The following is a 26,599-nucleotide window of genomic DNA, read 5'->3' as shown; positions in this document are numbered from 1 at the left end:
ATTATCAAGGACTTCTCCTCCTTGGTAATTGAAAATTGGTCATTGAGCATTGGTCATTGAATTCAAGTTTCCTGCGCCTGAATCGCCGTAATCACCACTGTATTGAACACATCGACTACGGTGCAACCCCGACTCAAGTCATTCACCGGTTTATTGAGGCCCTGCAGCATCGGGCCAATGGCGATAGCGCCAGTTTCCCGCTGTACGGCTTTGTAGGTATTGTTTCCGGTATTGAGGTCCGGAAAAATCAACACACTTGCCTGGCCTGCAACTTCCGAATCCGGCATTTTCTTGCGTCCTACTTCAGGGTCAACCGCTGCATCATATTGGATCGGCCCTTCCACTTTTAATTCCGGTCTCCGAATTCTGACGAGTTGGGTAGCTTTCCTGACTTTTTCCACGTCTTCTCCTTCACCTGACGAACCCGAGGAATAGGAAAGCATGGCAATTTTTGGTTCGATACCCAACATTTTGGCAGATTCTGCTGAAGAAATCGCAATATCAGCCAACTGTTCTGAGGTAGGGTTGGGCACTACTGCACAATCTCCAAACACCGAAACGCGGTTTGGCAAACACATAAAAAAAACCGAGGAAACTGTCGCCACGCCGGGTTTGGTTTTGACGAATTGCAATGCAGGTCGAATCGTGTGCTGTGTCGTATGAACCGCCCCGCTGACCATTCCGTCTGCATGGCCTTTGAAGACCATCATGGTACCAAAATAGGAAACATCGAGCATCAGGTCACGTGCCATTTCAATGGTAAGTCCCTTGCTTTTTCGCAGCTCAAAAAGCGTCTGCGCATACTCCTCAAATCGAATGGAACTCACCGGAGCTTCTATTTTCACAGCATCCAAATCCAGCGAAAGATTAAGCCGCTTCACGGTAAGCTCTATAAACTCTCTATTTCCCAAAATCGTCAATTCGACCACATTTTGTTTAATTAGCTGGTCAGCCGCCTGCAGGATCCGATCATCCTCTCCTTCGGGTAAAACGATATGTTTTTTATTCGATTTGGCCCGCTTCACCAGCTGGTATTGAAACATCCTCGGAGTGAGCACATCGGAGTGAAAGCCGACAAGTTTGGCGGTCAGTGCTTTCTCATCCACAGCCTGCTCAAACAGTCCAATTCCGATAGCAATTTTTTCTTTGTCATCTGCTGAAATGCGGGCTTTGATGTCATTGATCTTAGTCACCACCTCAAAAGTGGCCTCCTCAACTTGAAGGATGGGGACAACCGTCTCCAAGCCCTCCACCAACTGAACGATGGAATCCTCCGGAAGCATTCCACCGGATAGGACGAGACCGGCGATTTTACCGAAATTCTTGGAAATATTAGCCTGGAGCGCTCCGATGATAATATCTCCCCGATCCCCGGGGGTGATGACCAGGGTGTTGTTTTTCACTCTTTGAAGGAAATTTCGCAGCTGCATCGCTCCTACGATCACGTGATCTACCCGATTGGTAAGCAGGTTTTCTCCAAAAAAAACCTTTGCACCCATCGCATCGCGGATTTCCTCCATGGTGGGATTGCTCAACTCCAGATGCACAGGAATCGCAGATATTAAAATTTCCTTTGGCAATGCCTGTGTGAGTTTTTTCAGGAGTTCGGTTTCCTTTCCCTGCTCCACTTTATTGGCGACAAGGGTGAGTACTTGCACCCCATTTGAAAGGAATGCATTCGTTGTAGAAATTGCCTGTTCCACAATTTCCACATCCGATTTATGGGAACAGTTGAGAATAATTGCCGCAGGAATTCCCAGATTTTTAGCAATAGATACATTTCCGTTAAACTCCACATTGGAGCTGAAACCCGCAAAATCAGTTCCTTCGACCACGACAAAGTCGGAACTTTCCTGAAGGCGCTTAAACTTCTCGATGATTGCATCGATCAAAAAAGCCTCATTATTTCGATTGATTTCTTTAAAGGCTTTTTGAATGGTAAATGAAAACATGTCTTCATAAGCCTGGGCAAGCTTAAAATGCTCTTTGATTAACGTCAGTCGACGGTCTTTCTCTTTTTTCCCAACGGTAATGATGGGTTTGAAATAAGAAATCTTATCCGTTTTGCCTGCGAGCAGATTGACTAGTCCGAGCGCATAGATGGATTTTCCTGAAAAAGGCTCGGTAGTCGTGAGGTAAATGGCGTTGGTCATAATGGCAAAAAACAATAATTCGTGGTATGTAAATTTTCCTCAAAATTGAAGCTTTAATCTCGGGATTTTCCTGACAAAGATCAGGTCGGATAATCAAATTACTCTTTTTTCAATAACTGAATAACCAATAAACCAAAACAGATATAACCATAAATACCATTCTCTCAACCGTATTGTTGCGCTTTTTCATTGGATTCAATGCCGAAGCCCAAAACTCGATCAATTTTTCAGGAACTTGGGTCATGAATGTCCAAACCGACGCAGGCAGCGGATCGCCAAGTTTTGTTTTGAAGCGGGAAGGAGAAAAAATCACTGGCATCCACACCGGTCAGCCGGGAGATTCTCCTGTCACGAGAATACTGAATGGAAGTGTCATCCATTTGGAATTTTCCATTCAGGGCAATTGGATAACTTAGGACGGTACAGTCACCTCTTCCACTGAAAGGAGCGGTAAGGTGAATTTGGCTGACATGGCATCAGGTAGGTTCACAGGAAAGAAAAAACCATAAAAGTATAGCGCCCGAAGACAGCAGAACCAGGTCTCCCAAAATCAAGAATTGCTCACAATTTCAAAGTGGAAACCTAAACTATCAATAAATTAAACATCACTTCTTTTGATCATGGTATAGGAATTGGGGCAGATTTTTTGAATGATTAAATTGAAAAAGAATACTAAACCCATCAACCGCCAAACTATGAGAAACCTAACTTTAATTGGACAGCTAAGCTTAGCCGTCCTTTTCGCTGTGACTACCAGCTGCGCTATCAATCCGGTGACGGGAAAAAAGCAAGTCGTATTGATGTCAGAGGCGCAGGAAATCGCCATGGGACAGCAATCTGACCCTGAAATCACTGCTTTTTTTGGAGAATACCAAGACCCGCAAATTCAAAAATTCATTACAGAGAAAGGTCTCGAAATGGCGGCCGTTTCTCATCGTCCCAAACTTGATTATCATTTCAAGGTCGTGGATTCCCCTGTAATCAATGCCTTTGCAGTACCCGGAGGCTATGTTTATTTCACCCGGGGCATCATGGCTCATTTCAACAATGAGGCTGAATTTGCCGGGGTTTTGGGTCATGAGATCGGACACGTCACGGCGCGTCACTCGGTCATTCAGCAGCGAAATCAAATGCTGGGTCAGATCGGAATGATCGCCGGAATGGTGCTCGTACCGGAACTGGCGAATTTTGCCGAGCCCCTTTCCCAGGGTATGCAGGTTGCACTTTTGAGTTTTGGCAGAGATGCGGAGCGACAATCCGATGAACTGGGTGTGGAATATTCTTCCCGAATCGGGTACGATGCTACCGAAATGGCAGGATTTTTTAACACACTGGAAAGACAAGGGGCAAAGCAAGGTGCCAGCGAAATCCCTGAATTCTTATCTACTCACCCCTCCCCTGCGGAACGGAACATGACCGTGGCAAAACTTGCTGAGGAGTGGAAGTCAAAACTTAAATTGACCAATCCGGAAGTCAATAGAAATGCTTACCTACAACTCATTGATGGAATCGTTTTGGGGGAGGATCCACGGCAGGGTTTTGTCGAAAACAATATCTTCTATCATCCCGTCCTGAAATTCCAGTTTCCTACTCCTCAACAGTGGAACTTTCAAAATACGCCACAACAGGTGCAAATGGGACCAAAAGCCGGCGATGCATTACTTTCTTTCTCTTTTGCCGGAACAGGTACGATGGAGGAGATAGCCCAAAAAATCCTGACACAGTTTAAATTGGAATTGGTGGAATCCAAAAAAGAAACCATCAACGGGTTGCCGGCCTTCATGATGATAGCCGATCAAAAGCAAGAGCAAGGAACCATCCGAGTTCTTTCCACTTTGATTGAGTATGGGGGAAATACCTATCACATTTTAGGCGTCACCGCCCTCGCAAATTTCCCGCAGTATCAGCCGGTTTTTCTTTCCACAGCCAGGAATTTCAAGGAATTGAAAGATGCTGATAAACTTAACCGCAAGCCAGATGTGGTACGTCTCTATTCAGTACCTCAAAAAATGAGTTTTCAAGCTGCTTTACAAAACGCAAAAATGCCAACCGAACGCTTCGATGAACTAGCTATTCTCAATGGTTTACTATTGACAGATCAGGTGGAAAAAGGCACACTGATCAAGGTGGTCGGGAAATAAACAGGATTCTCCCGCTTACTTCGTAATGATTTCTCCTGTCGATTTGTGCTTTAGGATCGTTTTCCCATCGCCATTCGGCAGGAGTTCTTCTTTTATAAGCCAATGGTTTTAGTCAAATTCCTGATAAACGGAAGGCTAGGTAGGTCCCCTTTTTCCAAGCCAAACAGGGAGCTGAACTTCCTCCCAACGTTTGATTTTAGCTGATTTGTAGGCCGCAGCATCCAAGATTGGATTGATCACATGGCCGTCATAGAAAGTCTCCCGAGGGCGGCGTCCCCTTTTCAAACGAGTCAAACATATCCACAAACATCGCGGGATAGCCCAACTCGTGGGCTTCGTCTCCGACGGGGAAAAGCCACCCTGATAAAGTTTCTGCCTTTTCGACTCCATAATCTTCCCCTTTTCCGCTCGAAAGCATCTCAAATCCGGTTCGCAAAAATGAATTGACCCAGATGGTGCCTTCAGTTCCCATCACCTCATCCCTAAGATCCATTTCTCCTCTGTAGGTCCTGGAAACTTCAAACTGTCCGATGGCGCCATTTTCATAGTTGACCAGTTCGATGGCATGACCTTCTGCGTCTATCGGCTTCACTTGTGTATTCGCCCAACAAATTACTTCCACAGGAAGGACCTCTTTTCCGATAAAATTCCTAGCAATTTCCCCACAATAGCATCCTAAATCAAGGATTGCCCCACTCCCTGCTTTCTCAAAATCCCAAAACCAGTCCGAATGCGGTCCGGGGTGATTTTCACGGGATTTAGCCCAAAGTCTGCGTCCAATCGCCCCTGACTCTATACTTTTCACAGATTTAAAAAACGATGGAGTGCGGAATTTGAACTTATACTTTGTTCAAAAAAAAACATTTAAAAAGCCTTAAACTGATATTACAACACAATGCCTCGTACTTATAGCGTTCATCATCCTCCATTTTTGAAATGAAAGAAAATCCCGATGGTTTTTTGTACTTTGAATCTTTGAATTATCAACGCTAGCCTCATCACTAACCGATTATGAAACTTTCGCTCCTGTTAGTATTTCTTTTCATCACAAACCTTGCATTTTCCCAATCTGAAAAAGAAGTTGATGAAGTCCTTCAAAAGATGAGGACCGCTTTACTGACCGAGGACGCCGCAACGCTCCGAAAACTCACTTCAGAAAATCTCAGCTATGGACATTCAGCTGGTACCATCGAAAATCAGGAGGAATTTGTGGCTGTATTCGAAGCTAAAAATTCAGATTATCAATTCTGGGAGGTAAGCGATCAAACTATCGCTTTTCACGGGAAAGATTTGGCAATCGTCAGACAAAATGTGAAGGCCGAAATCCTCTCCAAATTAAACGGCACGACAAACAGCCTCAATATGGGCTTGATGATGATTTGGGTAAAGGAAAGAGGCGAGTGGAAATTATTGGCAAGACAGTCCTTTCGTTATCCACAAAGCTAAAGAAACTAAGAAGTGAATTTGTCCGGTATACTTTTTTCTTTGACGGAATGTTTTAAAAACCGGTCTTCAAAACCCGATTCCTCCGTCCCCATCCACTGATCCCAAAAGGTAAAATACAGCCCATAGTTGCAGCGGTATTTGAGGTGGTGCATGTCGTGATGCGTCGCTCCGATAATCCATTTGGTCATGGGAGACTTCACCGCTGAACTGGGGTAAACCTCCACACCCGAATGATTGATCACCGCGGTCACCGACATCGTAATCAGCAAGCCAATCAGGACAAAAAAATGCATGGGTAGCAGCAAAACCAGAACAGGAAGGAAAATAGCCTGAAATCCAGCCTCAACTGGATGAAAGGAAAACGAAGTAAATGAACTTGTGTACAAACTAGTGTGATGGATGTGATGGAAGCGATGCAGTACTTTGGGGTGATGCATCCAGCGATGAAGCCAGTAGTAGTAGGTTTCGTGGATGAAAAGCGCGGCAATAAAAGCGAGCGGAATCCAGAGGATATCCAATACCGAAAGTGAAGTGTAAAGTTGAGTATAGCCTCGCTGCCAACAAATCAGCATTGCAGTTCCGGCCAGGGCAAAAATGATTGCGCCCAAAAAAGAATACCAAATCTCTCGCCGAACCTGACCGAGTTTTACCTGCTGATGAAGCCTTCTGTATGGTCTGAAGTCTCCTAACTTTTTATAAACCAGCTCATGGTAGATCCAAGCTAAAGCGAGGTATCGCAGGAAAATTCCAACCAGCAAAATCCCTGTGAGGATCAAAAAATTTGAAGGCGTGGTATAATCCGTTTTAAGTAGCCAATCCAGGTTGAATTCCATCAGTCAGGGTATTTAAATAACTAAACAGATTCAAATTTCGAAGGTTTCTTTTTGATTCTATTTTTTATTTACTGATTGAAATTACCCTTAGAAAAACACATCAGCATAAAGCTGATCTGAATTTAGCTAAAGCCCCAATGAACTTATGATTTTGCACAGAATGGTCTAAAGCCACATTCCTATTGCTTTACATAAATTCAAATTGAGTTTTCAAATTGGCATCTACTTCACCGCTTTCTCCATCCCGATTTTTCCATCTACTATCGGAAGCTTAAGTACAGTTCCATCAAGATCAATCGTAAGTTCTGTACCCGGTTTTGGTAAAATGGTAAATTCCTTATCCGAAGAAAAAATCATCAATCCAATCTGCTGACCTGCGGGAATAATCTGATCATCCGGCTGAAGATCGAAGCTTACTTCGTAGAATTGACCAGGCACCAAGGGTTCTGATTCGCTGATCGAAGCATGGTTTTGTGGATCGGCCCAACCCCGGGTGATGATGTTGTCGGTGATTTTGGCATTACGTCCCTCGGTCCAAGGCAGGGAAACTAACCAAACCGAGAGGTTGGCAGCAGGCTTATTAGACGCGAGTTTGATGGTGATCTTTGGAATCCCCGAAATATGCACCGCCTCCTTGAGCACTGGACTGAGGTAGAGCAATCGATGCTCGGAATATTCCGCTTGCGCCAAAGCCGAACCCGGAAATGAATAGTTGTCTACCAAGGTTTCTCTTTCCTGTGAGGCTTCCCTCTCCAAACTCAAAGAACCAACAGCAGGTGCTCCGGGCTGGAGGTAAAAATTCACATTTGAGGCTTTCGGATTTGGATAGTCGGCGTAGGCTGTTGGATTGGATTGTGGATCCTGCTCACGTACAATCCAAGCTTTGGGCTCGTCCTCCACCCCATTTTCTACCCCATGAAGGTAACGGGTAAACCAGCGGTTCATCATCGAAAGGGGCGGTGGTCCACCGTGGCCGTTTTGATGGTAGTAGATCTTATGAGGTATTCCTTTGGCACGGGCTGCATCATAAATCCGGTAGCTATGCTCAGGCATGACATTCCAGTCATTGAATCCATGGGACATGAGTAGTGCGGCTTTCATCGGTTCCATATCATTCAGGTAGTCACGACCTGCCCAGAACTCATTGTAATCGCCTGTGGCCCGGTCCATGCCTTGCGCCATTTCGGTATCACGAACGGTTTTGTTGTTGTAGGGTCTTTTGGACTCATCACCGCTGTGGATGAAATCGTACAAGACGTCGATATCTTCACCCAGATACCCTCCCGGTGAACGAACCAAACCATTGGAACGGTAATAGTGATAGTAAGAAGTATTTGGTGCAATTGGGATAATGGCCTCAAGTCCTTTTACACCCGTGGTCGCTGCGGCCAGTGGCAGGGTTCCGTTGTAGGAAGTTCCGGTCATACCGACTTTTCCTGTTGACCAGAAGGCCATTACTTTTTCATTTCCTTCCGGGGAAGTGTAGCCGTTTTCTTTGCCGGTTAGCCATTCGATGACAGCTTTGGGAGCCAAAGATTCATTGTCTCCTCCGACTGTCGGTGCACCTTGGGAGAGTCCAGTTCCCGGTGAAGAAGAATGCACGACAATGTAGCCTCGGGGAACCCAATTCATAATTTCAGAATTGGAAATGATCGGTCGCTTTCCCGTACGAACTACTTCCGTGGTATTTCTTGGCGGTGCGGGAGCGCCCAACTCATGCCTGACATCCCAAAAAATCGGTGCATTGCCTGCTGTCCCGGCATAGTAGGGACTGCTGGCATAGATAATGGGAAGCTTCAATCCTTCTGTCTCAGTCTGTGATGGACGTGTCACAGCCACGTGCATCCGATCCAACTTCCCATCCCCATCGGTATCAAACTCCGTCTCTACCCACAGGTCATGTCTGATCCAATTGGATGAATCCTTGAGCTCAGGCACCACTTGGGCTTCTCCGTTTTCGAAAATGGGTTTGACTTGGGCGATTGCAGCTGTAAGGCTGAAAAACAAACCAATCGTAAAGATTGATCTAGTTCGGTTTTTTATCATGATTGCGTTAAATGATCAATTTACAGTCTTCTCGGAAGGAGAAGTTTTTTTCTCTGCTGATTTTAAATATAGACTTTGGATGTTTTAAAATAAAAATCAAAGGTAATCTGCAGCACTAAACCTTCGAGGTTTTTAAAACCTCAAAGGTTCACCTACAAAAGCCTGCAAACCATAATTCCCGATTGGGATTTATTGGCTTTTAGGTAGTCGCTGAGTGGCTTATCGGAAATTTCTACCTGCATATTTCCGGTTCCGGCATGCATCAGGTGAATCCGTCCATTCTTTTCGATAGCAAATCCCACGTGGACGATGTCCAGATTTTTCATCGAAGTGGTGATCGCAATCAAGTCTCCGGGTTGGATGTTTTTCTCCAATTTTTCGACTTCTGCTTTTGGGATGTAATGGTAGGTTCTGCTGGCAATCTCCTGCTCGTCTTTTTTGATGAATTGCAAAAAATCAGGATTGCTCAATTGCGCATAGAATTGGGGATTTTCAGACATGAAGGTAGGCTGGTTGGGATAGCCGCTTCCTCCCATTTCTAGGGTGACATCACGGATGATGCCTTTTTCCTGATTTTGATAGATCCAATCCGAGAAGTAATGAAGGCGTGAGGAATAGTCCTTTCTCACCCCATCCTGATATCTGATTCGCTCAAGTTCCTGCTCAAACCCATCAAAAGTCAGGTTACCCAACTTAGCAATTCGGGCCAAAGTCACCACGGTCTCCAGATAGGTGGTGCAATCCAAACCGGTCAGGTTTATGACCAATTTTTCCTCACCGGGGAGTTCAAGCGTCTTTTCGACATAGGGCGTTCCCAAAAATCTTTGCCCAATTTCAACAGTCAGTTCCTTAACCGATTTTGAAGAAAGATCTTCCTGAGAAAGCTCAGTTAACATCGCATCCAATCGATCACGACTTTCAAGCGTGCAGACGGTTTGGGCACTTAGCGAAAATGAAAAAAGGAAAAGAAAAAGGGTTAAAAGGCGCATGAGATTTCAGAATTGGTATTGAAGGGAAGGTTAAGAATTCAATCTGGTAATAATACTTCAGAAATTCAGAATCAAATATGTTAACAGCTCGGATTCAATCCAAATTCCGGCCAAAAATCAGCCCCATGGTTATCCCTTGATTTCCTTCGTATTGGGAATGATCAGCTGATAGGTCCAAGCCCCATTCCCGGGGATATAGTGAATGACCAGCTCCTCGTCTTTGACAATGAATTCCATACTGACCTTGGACTATTTTACTGTTGCTTAAAACTAAAACGTAAACTGTAGAAAAATCCAATGGGTTTAATCCTTCCCAAACCAATCGACCGGCCGAATCTCAACTCCACTTTAACCAGGATTTTGCATTAGAGTTCGTTACGATAGTTTTAAATAAAAGAAAATTAAGCAATTAACGAATGAGTCATAGCACCGCTCTGGTGAATGAGTTAAATGCAGCAAAGCGATTGATTTTGAAGCATTTTAAGCTCGGAATAGGAGCTCTAATGCATATTCCGGGTTTAACTTCTCTCCCCTGGCGGAAAGCTCAGCCAACTCTAAAATTCGAGCCTTTCTGGTTTTTTTGGTTTTAGCGAGTTTCAGCCACCGCAGGACAAAACGCTCACTGGAGTCCTTAATTGCATGAAAAAATTCGGTAGCTCCGGCATGCTTTTCCCGTTCATCCCGCAGGTCCTGAAGCAAGATCAGCCGAGACACATCATCCATAAAATCCCATAAACCAGTTCGTTTGGGGCGTTCGAAGGTGCCTGCCTATTCGACATTGGCCGTTGCGCTTTTAAATTTTACTTTTTCCAAATGATACGGGAATGGTTTGGATGACTCTTGGGGTTTTGGTGTTTTCTCTTCTTTTCCAAAAGTCAAAACCATAGGAAAAGATTAGCCTCCTTGCCTAAATGAACCGATAGAAGTATTGGTGAAAAGAGTCTGGAAAGGACTGGGTGGGTTTTTTGGGATTTTGCTCATCGAACAAGAAAAAGCGTAGTGTGGGATTTCGGAGCAATTCACTGTCCGCCCGCACAAAACCTTGATAGTTGAAAAATACTCAATTTTAGTAATTCAGCCTGCTTTACGCATATGCCATGCTGTAAGCTGACCTTTATTTTTATGACTTAAGCACTTCGTGTTCAGGACAGTCCACCCGGATTTCAGATTCGGCAAGCTTTGTTTTCAGTAAATTGCAATAATGTATACCGTTCTCCGCATGGTAAAAAGAGCAAGTAAAACACATTCTTTGAATGGTAATTATACCTGATTTATTTAGGTTGTAAATCAATCCCAATAAACCGTTAAGCATTATTGTTTTTTGTTCTTGTGTCAGTTTTTCAAGGGGTTGCTCAATGGAAGAAGCAAAGAATGATGCTTTTTTGGCTACTTTTTTTCCTTCGTCAGTAAGTGAGAGGGTATAACTTCTGGTGTCGATCGGGTCTGTTTCTTTGGTAACTAATTCTTTGGAAAGTAAAACCCTGACGCTATCGCTAATAGTGGCTTTGGTCATATTGAACTCGTCCGCCAAATAACCCACTTTACATTTTTCCAAGTCGTGAAAGTGAATAAAAATCAAAATTTGGATTTGGATCGGACTTAATGAGTTTTCTTTACTTTCATTCCAAAGCAACACTCTAAACGCCTCCGAAATTCGTTCCAAAGCCACCACAATTCGGCTTTCAATTTTCTGGTTTTGCTCGTTAAGGTTAAAAGTTGAATGTTTCATTTATTGATTTACAATTTTCCATTTCACTTATAAAATATCCTTTAGGATTGATTTCTTTTTCCCTTGGAGATCTCACGGTTTCAATGTGGAAAAAGCTACATTCTTTTGGATATTAAGGGTTGTCTGTCTTATTTTTGGTTTTCAGATAATCTCTATCCTAACTGTAAATTACGACAGTGTCTTTATCTTCTTCGGTTGCGATAATGTCATAGTGCATCACGTTACCGTCTTTTTTTGTTGAATAGGTCTCCCAAACTGCTACTTTCATTTTTGTTTTATAACAAATGAAACCCTGCAAAGATAGGAATCCTAACTTTACAGGGCAAAAAATATTATTTTACTTTATAGGGTAGCGACAAATCTCCACTTGCCACTGAATACACTTTGTAAACACCAAGCATTGGTTTGTCTCCGCCACCGTGTCCGCCGTCTCCGCCTGTATTCACTTGCATATAGGCTGCAACTCCGTCATAAGAAAAATCCGTTTTATTGTTAATTCGATAATCAGGAACAACCACTTTTATAGTATTTCCATTGGTGATGACCTGAAAGCCTGGTGAATCCATATACATTGGCATTCCTGGATTGGTTGGTGGTAACACCACACTCGTGTCTTTTGGGTCGAATTGTTTTACTGCCAAACCACCTTCCACACGTTTGTCTTCGGTTAAAATTACCCAATGCGGATGCCAAATAATACCGTCATTGTCAAAATTGCGGTCTGTGTTTTCATCCCACAGCGGTGTGTCGTCAAAATCAGGATGTGAAGTAAGGGCAAGGGCCACTATGCCTTCGGTATCACTAAATCCAACAACGGTTGGTTTCAAGGAAGTTGGGAAAACGTAGCCCAAAACAGGTGCTCCATTCAGTTGTCCTGCTGGTGTAGGTGTTGTTTTTCCTGCTGTTCCTTCTACGGCAATTTCCCAAATGGTAGCCGCTATGTCGGCCGAGTGTTTTACGCTCACACCTTTAATTTGGAAATCGTCATTGTTGTAGTTTCCGCATTTGTCGCAGGCATAACTTTGAACTGCGAAAAGCGAAAGTCCGAGAAGAAGAAATAATTGTTTCATTTTTTTTGAACATTATTGGTTGAAAATTAGGTTAGAAGCCCTAATAAAATTAGGACTCCTAACATTTAGACGGAAATTTTTTTAGCCTTTTACCTCAGCCATAGACGCACCAAAATTAAGATGAAGTACATTTCCGCTTGGTGTTAACAAAGCTGGAACGGATTTTACACCTGCTTTTTCAGCTTCTGCAATACGGTTACGGTCTTCGCCAAGGTGAACGAGTTCTACATTATCAGCCCCAATTAGATTAACGATGTCGTGCTCTGCACTCACGCATACTGGACATCCTGCGTGATAGAAAACTGATTTTGCCATTTGATTAATGTTTAAAACTTTGTTTAGCGATATTGCTGATTCAAATATAGTAAGGACTCCTTACTATTAGAATTACTTTATAGGATAATTTTTAAAAATGTAGGAAGTCATTGATAATCAGTCAAAAAAAATTTGAAAGAAGAGATTAATTTGCTTGTCTAAGAGTCCGTTTTCATTGCAGTAGTTAAAAGTCAGTTTTAACTGTATCCATCCGACCAACCCATATTGTAAGTAAAAAAAATTATGTAGGGCGGTATTCTTTCCAGTTAGAGGGTAACAGCTGGTAGAGGCTTTTGTGGTTTATACTTTGGATTCGTTCGAAGACATCTTTGAGCCATTCAAACTCATGGATATTATTCTTTTTGCAGCTGGCCATGAAGGAATACATCGCTGCGGTCATCTCAGCCGCCTCATGTGAACCGGCGAAGAGGTAGTTTTTTCTTCCTATGGCAAGTGGACGAACCGCATTTTCGACCAGGTTGTTGTCGATTTCCATCTGTCCGTGGAGTGTATAGGCACTGAGTCCTACCCAGCGTTTGTGGGCATAGGCAATGGTTTTGCCCATCGGACTTGTCGGTCTGTACTTGTAAAGATTTTCTTTCAGCCAGCTACCCAGTGCTTCCAAAACGGGAACCGCATGTTTTTTCTGGCCTCAGTCCGCTGTTCCCAAGTCGCGTTTTCAGCATTCAGTTTTTCTTCCAGCAGGTATAGCGTGCGCATTTGGTCCAGCACGTAGTTGGCTTGCTTTTCATCGTCCTTAACCGCATCGACAAAGTATCTGCGAGCATGGGCCATACAAAACGTGAGATGGATATCAGGATGGTTTTCAAATAGCGCATCATAGACACTATAGCCATCGGTCTGGATGATCCCTTTAAAGTCTGCCAGCATGGCTTTGGGGCCGGATTGATCCCGGCCTCTTCGGTAGTCAAACAGCACGAGCCTGTCCACCGGCGCATGGTAGAGCCACATGTACCCCTGATGAATTCCGTTTTTGTGATCTCTGTCCAGAACTTTGATCGGTGTTTCGTCCTCGGGGCCTGTTGATAAACTTTAAAATGTATTTTTTTTGGAATTTTCGGGATATTCTTGGGAATTTAAGGATAACCAAGTGCCAGAAAATATGGCCAAGACCACCAAAAGACGTGCACCAAACAGCCCGTAGTACAGCCCCAACCAACTTACGTTGGTCGGTTTCCAAACTCCATTTTACAACCAGCTGGATCCAAACAACCGGTTGGCAAGAAGCCCAGAACATATCGGCAAAAGGCCAGAAAAAGCTACAAAAGTATTGGCCGATAAAATTTAATGTAACCTTGAAAACAGAAAATGGCTGAAGGACAAAGGGATTAGACTGGCGGCCAAGCCCTTGAGCAGGCCATCGGCCCAGGCAGTAGAATACCACCTAAGAGCGGGAGAGCGGAATCCGATAAAAGGCAAGTTTGGTCAGGCAAAGACAGGATACGGATTGAACCGGATCAAGTCAAGACTCAAGGATACCAGCCAGTCGTGGATCGCCGCAATCATCTTAGTGCTCACCTGGTCAAACTGGCTGGGGAAGTACTGTTGTGCTTGGGTTTTTCAGCGAGGGAGACCTTCATGTGTGCACTACTGACAATGGAAAACATAAATTTCAACCCAATGGAAATGAGAAACCAGTCCAGATTCGAGTCTGGACTGGTTTTAAGGATATGAAAATCTCGAGTTTTTAAGCAGACCCTAATTGATCTTCAAAAAAAGATACTTGAAGAACTAAAACGAATTAATTCAAAGTAAGAATCTGAAAGAAATAAAGTCACTTTTATGCAAATCTTGTGCAAAAAAAAAAGAGTTACGATTTTAATTCTCGTAACTCCCTGATAATCAAGTCGGGGTGACAGGATTTGAACCTGCGACCACACGCCCCCCAGACGTGTACGCTACCGGACTGCGCCACACCCCGATTTGGAGTTCAAATTTAAGCTTTCAAAGGATTTAATAAAATTCAAATTCAAGGTTTTCTAAAACACGTTATTCAAACCTAGAATTAAAACTTGGTTCTTAAAAATCAGGATTTCAATTTTCCCGGGATTTTGATTGTCCAAACAAGGCATTAAAATTCGAGGTACAACATTTCTCGCAGCAAACAGAATTCGGATTAATCAAGATGGCTTTTCTCAGTGCTTCTTTCCCGTTATTAAAAGGTCCGAGATAATCTCGGTCAATCGCATCCGGAATGGCTTCACACTCTTTTTCGTGGACTTCAAACATTCCTAGATTATTGGGTTTAGAGGATAGATAAAAGAATTTCATAGATAATTTTTAGAAGTTTCCTCAAAAATAGTCTTCTAAAAACTACCGAAAAATACCCTCTAGAGGGTATTTTTCGGTAGTTTTTAGGACAAAAACCAAACTAAATCAGTTCATTTTCCGGATTTCCTGATTTCAGCGCTTCGCATGGGCATGGAGTCAATGATCCTAAAAATTTCCAAGGGTAAAGGATTCGATTTTCCCAGGTTTTTCACTCCTCCATCCAGACCGATCAATGCCCAGCGGTATTCCATTTCATCGGAGTTTTTGAGCTTTTCCAAAAATTTGCCGGAGTCAATTTTCTCCTCAAAATTGGTTTTCAGTAAAGTACCCTGCTGAAAATGAAAAATCAGCAGTTTCCGATCCGTTAAATCTTCCTTTAGGTTATCCTGAAACCAAACTGAATCCAACTCTGAAGATTGAATGATCAATACCCGATGCTTCCAAACCAAATCTTTGGGAGTTTTGGGATTTGAAAACAGAAGTGATAGTAAAATGAAATTAAAGATCAAGAAGCTCATACTACTATTACTTTTGTCAGTGTGAATTGGTTTAGATTAATCTCAAGTAATAAGGTCAAATTTGAAATCTAACCTAAGTATCGGTTGACTAAGTCTTCCCATTCCTGCTTCAAACTAACAAGTGGACGCACCTCACCGGCTTTAGAGTACCAATAATCCGCATTCCAAAGATCGCCCTCCTTTCGGTGCAGGTAGGCATGAACACGGGCAGCAGATTTACCTGAAAGATGATCTACCTGATCGTGGGCCAGCTTCCAATCGCCCTTTCCATCATACCACAGGGCCAAAAGTTCCGGACCAAACTTTTCCTCAACCGGGTCCAAATTCAGAAATTCATGTGAAGGATCCATCATTGTATGCTCATTTAATTTCCTTTCAAAATTAAACATCCTCACAACTTAAATTAGCTGATAGCATATAAAATTGACAATCAGTTGAATTTCAGAAAACTACAGTTAGGGCTACATTATTCCAAAATCGATCAAGTTTCCCTATTTCGCTTTCCAGTTGGCTGGTATTGGATTAATTCTATATTTGCCCAAGCAATTTTCAAAAACCCAAATTGAATCAAATTACAGTATGGAACAAGCGTTGATTTATATGGTCCCGGTTCTCGGGATTCTGGGCCTGATCGTGATGGCTATCAAATCCTCCTGGGTATTAAAGCAGGCCACAGGAGACAAAAACATGGTAGAATTAGCCGGCTACATTGCCGACGGAGCCATGGCCTTTTTAAGAGCGGAATGGAAAGTACTTTCCTACTTTGCTATTATTGCTGCTATTGTTTTGGCGTGGTCGGGTATGCTGGTCGAAACTTCCCACCCTACGATTGCAATTTCATTTCTCATCGGCGCATTTCTTTCTGCTTTTGCAGGATACATCGGAATGAAAATCGCCACCAAGGCGAATGTTCGAACTACTCAGGCGGCTCGTACGAGTCTAAAGCATGCGCTTAAAGTTTCCTTCACAGGTGGATCTGTGATGGGACTTGGTGTGGCAGGTTTGGCAGTTTTGGGCCTTGGTTCGTTGTTTATCATCTTATATCAAGTGTTTGTCGTCAGTGTAGGTGCCGGAGTAAATGGTATCGAAATGGAAAAAGCACTGGAAGTATTGGCAGGTTTTTCTTTGGGAGCTGAGTCTATAGCACTTTTTGCCCGTGTAGGTGGAGGAATCTATACCAAAGCTGCCGATGTCGGAGCGGATTTGGTAGGTAAAGTAGAAGCAGGAATTCCAGAAGATGACGTTAGAAATCCTGCTACTATCGCTGACAACGTAGGTGATAACGTAGGTGACGTAGCCGGTATGGGTGCCGATTTGTTCGGATCTTACGTGGCAACTATTCTTGCCACCATGGTACTGGGTCGGGAGATTGTTTCGATTGATGCCTTCGGAGGTATTGCTCCCATCCTACTTCCTATGGTTTTGGCTGGTTTGGGGATTGTGTTTTCTATTATGGGGATGGCATTTGTCACGATCAAAGACGACAAAGGAGATGTACAAAAGGCGCTGAATATGGGGAACTGGTCCTCCATCATTTTCACCGGTATCGCTTCATTTTTTGTAGTGCAATACATGCTTCCTGAAACCCTTTCCATCAGAGGCTATGAATTCACCAACATGGACGTTTTCTATGCCATTGTCTTAGGCTTGGTAGTCGGTACCTTGATGTCCATCATCACAGAATATTATACGGCCATGGGCAAGCGACCGGTTTTGTCCATTATCAAGCAGTCAGGAACGGGTCACGCAACCAATATCATCGGTGGACTTTCTGTAGGAATGGAATCCACAGTTCTTCCAATTTTAGTTTTGGCAGGAGGCATTTACGGTTCCTATGAATTTGCTGGTCTCTATGGCGTGGCTATCGCAGCTGCAGGTATGATGGCTACTACAGCGATGCAACTGGCAATCGATGCCTTTGGCCCTATCGCAGACAATGCAGGTGGTATTGCTGAGATGAGTCAGCTTCCGGAAGAAGTACGGGGCAGAACGGATGTTTTGGATGCTGTAGGAAATACTACAGCGGCAACTGGAAAAGGCTTCGCCATCGCCTCTGCTGCTTTGACCTCCTTGGCCTTGTTTGCTGCTTTTGTCGGTATCGCAGGAATAGACGCGATTGACATTTACAAAGCAGACGTACTCGCGGGACTCTTCGTTGGGGGAATGATTCCATTTATCTTCTCCTCACTTGCTATTGCTGCCGTAGGTCGTGCTGCAATGGATATGGTGAACGAAGTACGGCGTCAGTTTAGAGAGATACCGGGCATCATGGAATACAAAACCAAGCCGGAATATGAAAAGTGTGTGGAAATCTCCACCAAAGCTTCGATCCGTGAAATGATCGCTCCGGGAGCGATTGCGCTACTTTCTCCGATCATCATCGGTTTTGCTTTTGGACCTGAGGTATTGGGTGGTACCCTTGCAGGCGTCACTGTTTCAGGAGTTTTAATGGGAATTTTCCAATCCAATGCCGGTGGCGCTTGGGACAATGCCAAAAAGTCCTTTGAAAAGGGCGTGGAAATCAACGGAGAAATGTACTACAAGAAATCAGAGCCTCACAAGGCTTCCGTCACAGGTGACACAGTAGGTGATCCGTTCAAAGATACCTCAGGACCTTCTATGAACATCCTGATCAAATTGATGTCCATCGTAGCCTTGGTCATTGCTCCACATATTTCCGAAGGTACTCACAGTAGTCCCTTAAGTGAGAATGTGGTAAAAAAAGAAGTGAAAAAAGAAATCAAAATCGTAAACGGTAAAAAAATCGAAACCGAAACGATCACGATTACCAAATAATTAATTCACAACCAAATCGAAAACCGCCTCTGATCAAAAGGGGCGGTTTTATTTTTGACTTTGCATATCCAAGACCTGGCAGGTTTTGAAAACCTGCCAGGTCTAAAATTTTGCAAATCCTAAGTACTCCAAAGAATTTTGAATTTAAGACAGGAGTCGATCTGTGAAAATCCGCTAGTTTTTCCGCGAAAATCAGCGGGAAACCCTAATTTCAGGTATGAAGAAAATTATCCTCGGCCTACTAATCGTCTTATCCTCCTGCACCGTCCAAAAAATCAATAAATCCCTTTCCAAATCTGAAGTCTTTGAAAAAGGTCACTTTGGGTTTATGTTGGTTGATCCTGAAAAGGAAAAGCCACTGGTAGAGATTAATTCGGACAACTACTTTATTGCGGCTTCCAACACGAAGCTTTTCACTTTTTACACAGCCTATTCCATTTTGGGAGGTGGATTGGTAAATGGCTTGAATTATCTGGAAAAAGGTGATTCCCTGATTTTTTGGGGTACAGGGGATCCAAGCTTTCTTCATCCTGATTTGAAAAATAACAAGGTGCTGGATTTCCTGAAAAACTCAGGTAAGAACCTTTACCTGCTGAATAACTTCGATCAGGTAAACGCATTTGGACCTGGATGGGCTTGGGATTGGTACAATGCCTACTATGCTACTGAGCGATCCGCCTTTCCCATGTATGGAAATGTGGTGCGTTTCCAAAAAGCTAAGGATGACCAAAAGATCTCAGTTATTCCTGAGCGATTTAGAACTTTGCTTTCGGGAAAAGAAACAGAAAACTGGCAAGGATATCAATTTAGAAGGGACCGGTTTTCCAACCTATTTTCTTACCAAATCACCTATGAAAAAGTCGATGAAGACTTTGAAACCGACATACCCTTTGTCACTTCTGCTGAACTAACTTCAGTTATGCTCTCCGAATTACTGGAAAAAAGAGTTGATTTGATCAAGAATGAATCCTACTTAAAACTCGATCCAAATAAACTTCAGACGCATCCGGTAGACAGCATCTACGCACAAATGATGAAAATAAGTGACAATTTCCTTGCTGAGCAATTGTTGCTGCTGGTTTCGGATCAACTTGCAAATACTCTCAGCACATCGGAAGCCATAAGCTATGCCAAAGAAAACCTATTGGCGGATCTACCTGATGAACCTGTTTGGTACGACGGTTCGGGGTTATCGTCGAGAAATATGTTTACTCCAAGATCCATTATTGCACTGCTGAAAAAAATCAGGGAAGAAGTCCCGCTGGAGAAAATCAAAGCCTATTTTCCTTCAGGAGGAGAATCAGGCACGATCCGAAGCTGGTACAAAGCCGATGAAGGTCAGGCTCCCTATATTTATGCAAAAACAGGTACGCTCAGCATGGCCAATTCACTCAGTGGCTACCTGATCACCAAGAGCGGCAAAATTCTTCATTTCTCCTGCTTGATGAATAATTACCAAATCCCGTCCAATGACCTGAAAACTGAACTTCAGAAGGTGCTTTATTATATTCATGATACGTATTAGCCAATGGAAATCAAAGCTGACAACAACTTTTATTCTGGCTTAAAAACCCAAATCTCGGAACTTCTTCCCTTGGGCAGAGAGCACGCAGGTAGAGCTATAAACACCATTTTGGTTCAAACTTATTGGCAAATAGGCAGGCATATTGTTGAATTTGAGCAAAGTGGTAAAAACAAAGCTGAGTATGGGTCTGAATTACTTGATCGTCTTTCCAGAGATCTTTCTATGGAATTCGGAAAGGGATTTAGCCGCTCAAATCTTTTTCAGATCAGACAGTATTATCTGAAATTTCCAAAAATCCAGACACTGTCTGGACAATTGAATTGGAGTCACTACGTAGAAATAATTAAGTCAGATCAGGAACTTGAAATAGGGTTTTACACCAAGCAATGTGAAAAGGAAAACTGGAGCGTAAGGGAGTTGAAACGGCAAATGAAGAGCATGCTTTTTCACCGAATCCCTATCAGCAAGGATAAAATGCGATACAACTCTATTTACCTAACAAACAACAATTAGCCACCGAACTAGAAAAACTCCTCGAGATTGAATAAACCATGAAAAACCTCCTCCAATTTTTCCTATTTCTTTTAGTTTCCCACTCGATCTTCTCCCAATCCTTCACCATGGAGCAGGTAGGGAAGTTCAGTTTCCCATCCGAACTGGTAGCTTCTCCGACTGAAGAAGCCATCGCTTGGGCGATGAATGAGCAGGGAAAGCGAAATGTGTATTGGGCGAAAGGCCCTGAATTCATTCCTGAAAAACTCACCGCATTCAATGAAGATGACGGACAGGAAATCAGTAGCCTTCAATTTTCTCCGGATGGTGAATACCTTGTTTTCGTTCGTGGTGGAGATCACGGAGGAGGAAATGCCTCTTCCACAGTCAATGCACAAAACTTACCCCAACTTCCCAAGGTCGAAATCTGGAAAGTAAATTTGGAATCAAAAAAGCCCGGAGTAATCATCGAAGGAGATGATATTTCACTAGGTTTTCCCAGCCAATTAACTTTTTTGAAGGGCGGTCAAATCTGGAAAAGCGAGCTTGAGGGATCAGTGAAACCAGCCCAACTTTTTCAAATCAAGGAAACTGTCAATTCTGCGGTATTTTCTCCAGATGGAAAAAGTCTGGCATTCACTGTCAATCGTGGAGGTCATCAGCTGTTGGGAATCTATCGGGATGAGAATACTCCGATCCAGTTTTTGGCAGCTTCTTTTCACCGGGATTCCAATCCAAGATGGTCGCCTGACGGAACCCAAATCGCGTTTATCCGAACCCGAGGCGGAGAAGGTGCGGCCTTTCCCCTGCTCGAACCCCGACATATTCCTTGGGAAATTTGGATTGCTGATATAAAAACTGGTGAGGGTAAGAAACTTTGGAAGGCGCCTGAAACGCTCAGAGGCTCATATTCTCCTGGCTTTTTTGACTTTTCTACTGATTCCGAATTGATCTTTCAATCCTATGAAGACGGTTGGCAGCACTTATATTCAATGGATATTCTTTCGGGAAAAATTCAAATCCTGACCCCCGGGGACTACATGATCGAGCAGGTGAAAATGAGTTCGGATCGAAAAAAACTGGTCTTCTCGGCCAATGCGGGTCCCGAAAAGGAAGATTTAGATAGAAGACACATTGGATCGGTTGATTTGAGTTCAAAAAAATTGAAGTGGGAAACTTCCGGTACCGGAATTGAAGCTTACCCCGTTTCTGTTGGTAAGAATGGAAAACTCGCCTATTTCTCCGCCACACCTCAACGCTCACATTTAGTTGCCATAAAAAATGGCGCTTCAACTTTCCTGCTCCAGGAAAATTCACTTCCAACTGATTTCCCTGTTTCTCGTTTGGTCACTCCAAAACAGGTAAAATTTGAAGCTCCCGATGGCACAACCGTCTATGGTCAGCTCTTTGAAAAAGAAGGCGGATCGGCCAAAAAACCGGGAATCGTATTTGTCCACGGCGGCCCGCAGCGGCAGATGCTCTTGGGATGGAGCTACATGGATTATTATTCCAATGCCTATGCCCTGAATCAATACTTGGCCGAACTTGGCTTTGTAGTCCTTTCGGTGAATTATCGTCTGGGAATCGGCTATGGCTATGAATTCCACCGACCTGCAAAAGGCTACTATCAGGGAGCAGTAGAGTACCAGGACATTAAAGCCGGGGGAGAGTTTTTAGCTTCGCTGGCTGAAGTGAATCCCGAAAAAATCGGAATCTATGGAGGGAGTTATGGCGGTTATCATACTGCTTTGGCTTTGGCTAGAGATTCAGATTTATTCAAAGTTGGAGTAGATATCCACGGTGTGCATGATCTGGATGGCAGATATGATTTACCGGAAGGATATGAGGTGGCTCCAGACTATGAATCGGCCAAAGAAATCGCTTGGAAATCCTCTCCCATCGCCGATCTGAAAACCTGGACTTCTCCTGTACTTTTCATTCATTCAGACGATGATCGCAATGTCAACGTAAGTCAAACCACCAACTTGATTCGGAGATTTGAGGAAATGAACAAGCCTTATGAGTCGATTTTCATCCCCGGTGATACCCATCATTGGATGAAATGGAGCAATATGATACGTGTGCATCAGGCCACAGCGGATTTTTTGAAAAAGCATTTGATAGATTAATCTGGTCCACAGTCCACAGACCACAGCTGTTGACCGTGGTCTGTGGACTGTCGACAATTGACGAAAATATGATAAATCTCAAATCCCTTCACCATATCGCCATTATCTGCTCAGATTATGAGCGGTCCAAGAAGTTCTACACTGATGTATTGGGATTCAAAATAATTCGTGAAGTCTTTCGGCAGGATCGGAAGTCTTTCAAATTGGATTTGGAGCTAAACGGACTTTATTTGATCGAGCTTTTCTCATTTCCAGATCCTCCTATACGAACCTCCGGACCCGAAGCCTGCGGACTCAGGCATTTGGCATTTGAAGTTGAAAACATCGAGGAATCCATCGCCTTTTTAATCAAATCAGGAATTAACACCGAACCCATTCGGGTGGACGAACATACCGGCAAGCGCTTCACTTTTTTTCCTGATCCGGATGATTTACCGATCGAACTTTACGAGATTTAAGCATGCCAGAAAACAAAACCCAACCAACCGATGCTTCGGTGGATGATTTCCTCAATTCTACTGAACATCCTCAAAAACGTGCCGATTCTTTTTCCCTCAAAAAAATCATGGAAGAAGTCACCGGAGAAAAAGCGGTAATGTGGGGAGATTCCATCGTAGGATTTGGAAAGTACCATTACCACTACGAAAGCGGAAGAAAAGGTGAGTTTCTAATCGCGGGTTTTGCTCCCCGAAAAGCTTCCATGTCACTGTACCTCCTTGGCTGTATGGAAAATAAATTTGACTCGCTCATGGCCAATCTTGGCAAGCACAAAACCGGGGCATCCTGCATTTATTTCAATAAGTTATCTCACTTGAATGAGGATGTGTTAAGAATTCTAATCAAGGAATCGTATGATTTTATGAAGGAAAAATATCCGCTTCCGAAAGCATAGACTTACCATAAAAAAGACCTGCCAGGTTTTGAAAACCTGGCAGGTCTGAATTATTTTCTAGGTAAACATGCCTGCTACAAACAGCTCGGTGGGAGCTTATTAATAAAATAAAATCCTGAATCAACTTTTCGGAATCCTTAACTTCAAATCATGAACTGGTTCACACCCTTCGAAATCCCGGCTTCAGACCATCCAATATCCCACAAATCAAAAATCCTGAGCTTGGGTTCCTGCTTTGCGCATACGATTGGTCAAAAGATGAAAGATGCCAAATTTGATGTCTTGGTCAATCCATTTGGGACGATCTTTCATCCACACAATTTGGCGGATCTGCTCGATCATGCACTGTTCAATGATCCCCTGGATAAAGAAGGCATCCTGGAAATGGAAGGTCTTTTCCTTCATTATTCCACCCATTCGGATGTGGTGGGAAAGTCAGCGAAGGAACTGAAAGAAAAATACGATCAGCGATTAAAGCTGACCAAAACTTACCTCGAAGAAGGAACCCACCTGATTTTGACTTTGGGCACTGCCTGGATTTACGAGCACGAATCCTTCGGCAAAGTTGCCAACTGCCACAAGCAGCCTCTGAAACTGTTTAAAAAATCGCTATCGCCACTGCAAGAGATGGAAATGGGGCTTTGGAGTGTTTTGGATAATTTCTCCAGAGTTTATCCTCATTTAAAAATCATCTTAACGCTCAGTCCCGTCCGTCACCTCAAGGACGGAATTCCGGAGAATCAGCTGAGCAAAAGTATGCTTCGGGTGCTTTGCTCCAATTTGGAAAGACGAATGGAATCCGTCAGTTATTTTCCAGCCTATGAAATTATGATGGACGAACTGCGGGATTATCGCTTCTATAAACCGGACCGAATCCATCCCACAGAAGAGGCAGAAAACTACATTTGGGAAAAGTGGAAATCGTGCATTTTTTCCTCAGAAACCCAATCCAAAGTCACAGAAATCCAAAAAGTGCAACTCGAACTTGCCCATCGACCTTTCAATCCAGAGAGCACTTCTCATCAGAAATTCCTTCAAAACCTACTCATCAAACTGGAACGATTGGACGGAGAATTTGATTTTTCAAGGGAAATAGAATTCATTTCTGGAAAAATAAATCCCCCTAACCCCCTTTAAAAGGGGGAGTTGGCCAAACCAACTATCAATCAATTTTCAAATCTTTCAATATTCAAATTTTTCAATAAAATGAACCGTCTCCAACATTCCCAATCCCCCTACCTCCTTCAGCACGCCCATAATCCTGTGGATTGGTTTCCTTGGGGAGCTGAAGCGCTGAGGAAGGCCGAAGTTGAGAACAAGCCCATCCTAGTCTCTATAGGCTACTCGGCCTGCCATTGGTGTCATGTGATGGAGCGGGAAAGTTTTGAAGATCAGGTGACTGCCGATCTGATGAATGAACACTTCGTCTGCATTAAAATCGACCGGGAAGAGCGTCCGGATATTGACAACATCTACATGGATGCGGTACAGGCGATGGGCCTTCAGGGAGGTTGGCCACTGAATGTATTCCTGATGCCAAACCAGAAACCCTTTTATGGCGGCACCTATTTTCCAAATCTGAAATGGAAGCAACTCCTAGCCAATATCGCCGACGCTTATGCCAAACATGCCGATCAGTTGGCGGAGAGTGCCGAAGGTTTTGGACGAAGTCTGAATCGAAAAGAAACCGATAAATACGGAATTTCGGCTGGTAATCCAGAATTGGAGGCAGATGATTTGGTGGAAATTGTCGCCAAACTCAGTGCGCAGTTTGACCCGGAATGGGGCGGAATGAACCGGATTCCCAAATTTCCGATGCCGGCGATTTGGGATTTTTTGCTGGATTATGCCTTGCTAAGCAAAAATGAAGATCTTAAAGCAAAGGTCTTTTTCACCCTTCGGAAGATCGGAATGGGTGGGATCTACGATCAGCTCCGTGGGGGATTTGCGCGCTATTCTGTGGATGGTGAATGGTTTGCACCGCATTTTGAAAAGATGCTCTATGACAACGGGCAGCTTCTTGATCTATATGCAAAAGCCTATCAAGTGAGCAAAGACTCATTTTTCCTTGAAAAAGTAACTGAAACGGTCAATTGGCTGGAGGCTGAAATGCTTCAGGAAGACGGTGGATTTCACGCTGCACAGGATGCAGACAGCGAAGGCCTTGAGGGGAAATTTTATACCTGGACTCATGCTGAATTAGCTGAAATTATCCCGGATGAAATGCCTTGGCTAAGTAAACTTTACAACCTCAAGCCCAGTGGAAATTGGGAAGAGGAAGGCAATATTCTCTTCCAGACAAGAAGCTATTCCGAAGTTGCCGGTGAGTTTGGAATGACTGAAGAAGTCCTTTTCGAAAAACTCAACCAAGTCAAAGCACAACTGCTCCAAGTGCGAAATCAACGCATCTATCCCGGGAAAGACGATAAAATCTTGGCAGGTTGGAATGGTCTGATGTCAGCCGGTTTGATTCAGGCTTTTTATGCCACAGGAGAAAAACGGATGCTTGAATTGGCTTTGAAAAACCTCAATTTCTTAAAGGAAAAAATGATGGTTGACGGAGTTTTGCATCGTGTTTATAAAAATGGTCAAGCCTACACTCCTGCATTTCTCGAAGATTATTCAGCTTTGATTCGCGCGAGTTTGATGGGATTTGAGGCAAGTGGCAAGTGCGAGTGGCTGGACTTTGCGCAGCAATTGGCAGACTTCTGCATCGCGGAATTCTACGATGAAACTGATGGCTTTTTCTTTTTCAACAACCCCAAAGCTGAAAAACTCATTGCCAATAAAAAGGAGCTTTTTGACAATGTAATTCCCGTGTCAAATTCCATCATGGCCCGAAACCTTCACCGACTTTCACTTTTCACCTATCAAAAAAAATATTCGGAAATAGCCTCAAAAATGCTTGGCGGCATGAAAGAGTTGATCCTCAAAGAACCGGGTTTTCTTTGCAATTGGGCACATTTCTATTTGGAAAGCTTGATCCCTACTGCCGAAATCGGAATCGTGGGACAAGGAGCGAAACTAAAAGCCCGCGAAATTCAATCGGCCTATTTCCCGAATTTAATCGTCGGATGGTCAGAAATTCCGACACAAACTGCCCCAATTCTTCAGGGTAAAACACCCGATTCAAGTGGAAATGCGTTAATTTATGTTTGCTTCGATCATGCCTGCCAAAAGCCGGTGAGCACCTTGGAGGAAGCAGCATCTCAATTACCCTATTTAGCCTGATT

At 43.5% G+C, this 26,599-nt stretch carries 25 protein-coding genes, 1 tRNA gene and 2 pseudogenes; 12 read left to right on the top strand and 16 right to left on the bottom strand.

The window, feature by feature from the left end; translation table 11 throughout:
* Nucleotides 1-62: 62 nt before the first annotated feature.
* Nucleotides 63-2,153: a phosphate acetyltransferase gene (gene pta, locus C4S61_RS01460; RefSeq protein ID WP_103923006.1), complete on the bottom strand. Its 2,091-nt coding sequence runs from the start codon at nt 2,151-2,153 to the stop codon at nt 63-65.
* A gap of 176 nt (nt 2,154-2,329) precedes the next feature.
* On the opposite strand from pta, the gene C4S61_RS01455 reads away from it, so the two are divergent.
* Both C4S61_RS01455 and C4S61_RS01450 read left to right on the top strand, forming a co-directional pair.
* Nucleotides 2,330-2,569, top strand: a complete 240-nt coding sequence (locus C4S61_RS01455) for a hypothetical protein (protein WP_146064320.1) — start codon at nt 2,330-2,332, stop codon at nt 2,567-2,569.
* A gap of 279 nt (nt 2,570-2,848) precedes the next feature.
* Nucleotides 2,849-4,294, top strand: a complete 1,446-nt coding sequence (locus tag C4S61_RS01450) for a M48 family metalloprotease (RefSeq protein WP_103923004.1) — start codon at nt 2,849-2,851, stop codon at nt 4,292-4,294.
* 15 nt (nt 4,295-4,309) lie between these two features.
* On the opposite strand, the pseudogene C4S61_RS01445 reads toward C4S61_RS01450, so the two are convergent.
* Nucleotides 4,310-5,120, bottom strand: a pseudogene (locus C4S61_RS01445) (Gfo/Idh/MocA family protein); the annotation flags it as partial.
* A gap of 185 nt (nt 5,121-5,305) precedes the next feature.
* On the opposite strand from C4S61_RS01445, the gene C4S61_RS01440 reads away from it, so the two are divergent.
* Complete coding sequence (locus C4S61_RS01440) at nt 5,306-5,740, top strand: nuclear transport factor 2 family protein (protein WP_103923003.1); 435 nt, start codon at nt 5,306-5,308, stop codon at nt 5,738-5,740.
* A gap of 5 nt (nt 5,741-5,745) precedes the next feature.
* Here C4S61_RS01440 and C4S61_RS01435 read toward each other — a convergent pair whose 3' ends face one another.
* The 10 genes and pseudogenes from C4S61_RS01435 to C4S61_RS22190 all read right to left on the bottom strand — a co-directional run.
* Entirely contained in the window at nt 5,746-6,573 is an 828-nt protein-coding gene (locus C4S61_RS01435; protein WP_103923002.1) for a sterol desaturase family protein, read from the bottom strand.
* 222 nt (nt 6,574-6,795) lie between these two features.
* Entirely contained in the window at nt 6,796-8,619 is a 1,824-nt protein-coding gene (locus C4S61_RS01430) for a Xaa-Pro dipeptidyl-peptidase (RefSeq protein ID WP_103923001.1), read from the bottom strand.
* Between the two features lie 152 nt (nt 8,620-8,771).
* The gene (locus C4S61_RS01425; RefSeq protein WP_103923000.1) at nt 8,772-9,608 is read right to left on the bottom strand and encodes an N-acetylmuramoyl-L-alanine amidase-like domain-containing protein; all 837 of its coding nucleotides are present in this window, start codon (nt 9,606-9,608) and stop codon (nt 8,772-8,774) included.
* Between the two features lie 480 nt (nt 9,609-10,088).
* Nucleotides 10,089-10,322 carry a YdeI/OmpD-associated family protein gene (locus C4S61_RS01420; protein ID WP_235009721.1) on the bottom strand — a complete coding sequence of 78 codons (234 nt, stop codon included), beginning with the start codon at nt 10,320-10,322 and terminating at the stop codon, nt 10,089-10,091.
* Nucleotides 10,323-10,728: 406 nt separating this feature from the next.
* On the bottom strand, nt 10,729-11,337 hold the full coding sequence (locus C4S61_RS01415) for a MarR family winged helix-turn-helix transcriptional regulator (RefSeq protein ID WP_103922998.1): 609 nt from the start codon (nt 11,335-11,337) through the stop codon (nt 10,729-10,731).
* 157 nt (nt 11,338-11,494) lie between these two features.
* The gene (locus tag C4S61_RS22595; protein ID WP_200820521.1) at nt 11,495-11,605 is read right to left on the bottom strand and encodes a DUF2024 family protein; all 111 of its coding nucleotides are present in this window, start codon (nt 11,603-11,605) and stop codon (nt 11,495-11,497) included.
* 64 nt (nt 11,606-11,669) lie between these two features.
* Entirely contained in the window at nt 11,670-12,407 is a 738-nt protein-coding gene (locus C4S61_RS01405; RefSeq protein WP_103922997.1) for a hypothetical protein, read from the bottom strand.
* 81 nt (nt 12,408-12,488) lie between these two features.
* On the bottom strand, nt 12,489-12,722 hold the full coding sequence (locus tag C4S61_RS01400) for a thioredoxin family protein (protein WP_103922996.1): 234 nt from the start codon (nt 12,720-12,722) through the stop codon (nt 12,489-12,491).
* 241 nt (nt 12,723-12,963) lie between these two features.
* Nucleotides 12,964-13,098 (bottom strand): transposase domain-containing protein, encoded by a 135-nt coding sequence (locus C4S61_RS22195; protein WP_235009745.1) that lies wholly within the window; start codon nt 13,096-13,098, stop codon nt 12,964-12,966.
* An 84-nt stretch (nt 13,099-13,182) separates the two neighbouring features.
* Nucleotides 13,183-13,694, bottom strand: a pseudogene (locus tag C4S61_RS22190) (IS66 family transposase); the annotation flags it as partial.
* A 397-nt stretch (nt 13,695-14,091) separates the two neighbouring features.
* Between C4S61_RS22190 and C4S61_RS01390 the strand changes: the two are divergent.
* The gene (locus C4S61_RS01390) at nt 14,092-14,337 is read left to right on the top strand and encodes a transposase (protein ID WP_235009718.1); all 246 of its coding nucleotides are present in this window, start codon (nt 14,092-14,094) and stop codon (nt 14,335-14,337) included.
* Between the two features lie 253 nt (nt 14,338-14,590).
* Here C4S61_RS01390 and C4S61_RS01385 read toward each other — a convergent pair.
* The 4 genes from C4S61_RS01385 to C4S61_RS01370 form a co-directional block, all read right to left on the bottom strand.
* Nucleotides 14,591-14,664 (bottom strand) — tRNA-Pro (locus C4S61_RS01385).
* A 113-nt stretch (nt 14,665-14,777) separates the two neighbouring features.
* Nucleotides 14,778-15,014, bottom strand: a complete 237-nt coding sequence (locus C4S61_RS01380) for a hypothetical protein (RefSeq protein WP_103922995.1) — start codon at nt 15,012-15,014, stop codon at nt 14,778-14,780.
* 110 nt (nt 15,015-15,124) lie between these two features.
* On the bottom strand, nt 15,125-15,532 hold the full coding sequence (locus C4S61_RS01375; RefSeq protein ID WP_103922994.1) for a DUF4174 domain-containing protein: 408 nt from the start codon (nt 15,530-15,532) through the stop codon (nt 15,125-15,127).
* Nucleotides 15,533-15,600: 68 nt separating this feature from the next.
* Complete coding sequence (locus C4S61_RS01370; protein WP_317046035.1) at nt 15,601-15,885, bottom strand: hypothetical protein; 285 nt, start codon at nt 15,883-15,885, stop codon at nt 15,601-15,603.
* 226 nt (nt 15,886-16,111) lie between these two features.
* Here C4S61_RS01370 and C4S61_RS01365 point away from each other — a divergent pair, with 226 nt between their 5' ends.
* The 8 genes from C4S61_RS01365 to C4S61_RS01330 all read left to right on the top strand — a co-directional run bounded on the left by C4S61_RS01365 (nt 16,112) and on the right by C4S61_RS01330 (nt 26,597).
* Nucleotides 16,112-18,328, top strand: a complete 2,217-nt coding sequence (locus tag C4S61_RS01365; RefSeq protein ID WP_103923160.1) for a sodium-translocating pyrophosphatase — start codon at nt 16,112-16,114, stop codon at nt 18,326-18,328.
* Nucleotides 18,329-18,545: 217 nt separating this feature from the next.
* Entirely contained in the window at nt 18,546-19,853 is a 1,308-nt protein-coding gene (locus C4S61_RS01360) for a D-alanyl-D-alanine carboxypeptidase (RefSeq protein WP_103922993.1), read from the top strand.
* Between the two features lie 3 nt (nt 19,854-19,856).
* A complete protein-coding gene (locus tag C4S61_RS01355) occupies nt 19,857-20,366 on the top strand; it encodes a DUF1016 N-terminal domain-containing protein (protein WP_103922992.1) in 510 nt (169 codons plus the stop codon).
* 38 nt (nt 20,367-20,404) lie between these two features.
* Nucleotides 20,405-22,474, top strand: coding sequence for a S9 family peptidase (locus C4S61_RS01350; protein WP_103922991.1), 2,070 nt, complete (start codon nt 20,405-20,407; stop codon nt 22,472-22,474).
* Nucleotides 22,475-22,542: 68 nt separating this feature from the next.
* Nucleotides 22,543-22,932 (top strand): SMU1112c/YaeR family gloxylase I-like metalloprotein, encoded by a 390-nt coding sequence (gene gloA2, locus C4S61_RS01345; protein WP_103922990.1) that lies wholly within the window; start codon nt 22,543-22,545, stop codon nt 22,930-22,932.
* Between the two features lie 2 nt (nt 22,933-22,934).
* Nucleotides 22,935-23,366, top strand: coding sequence for a DUF1801 domain-containing protein (locus C4S61_RS01340; RefSeq protein WP_103922989.1), 432 nt, complete (start codon nt 22,935-22,937; stop codon nt 23,364-23,366).
* Between the two features lie 150 nt (nt 23,367-23,516).
* The gene (locus C4S61_RS01335; RefSeq protein ID WP_103922988.1) at nt 23,517-24,503 is read left to right on the top strand and encodes a GSCFA domain-containing protein; all 987 of its coding nucleotides are present in this window, start codon (nt 23,517-23,519) and stop codon (nt 24,501-24,503) included.
* Between the two features lie 69 nt (nt 24,504-24,572).
* Complete coding sequence (locus C4S61_RS01330) at nt 24,573-26,597, top strand: thioredoxin domain-containing protein (RefSeq protein WP_103923159.1); 2,025 nt, start codon at nt 24,573-24,575, stop codon at nt 26,595-26,597.
* Nucleotides 26,598-26,599 lie beyond the last annotated feature (2 nt).

It is taken from the genome of Algoriphagus boritolerans DSM 17298 = JCM 18970 (genome assembly GCF_900108085.1).
GTDB lineage: Bacteria > Bacteroidota > Bacteroidia > Cytophagales > Cyclobacteriaceae > Algoriphagus > Algoriphagus boritolerans.
The sequence above is the reverse complement of the archived record's forward strand: the minus strand, read 5'-3'. Positions and strand labels throughout refer to the sequence as shown.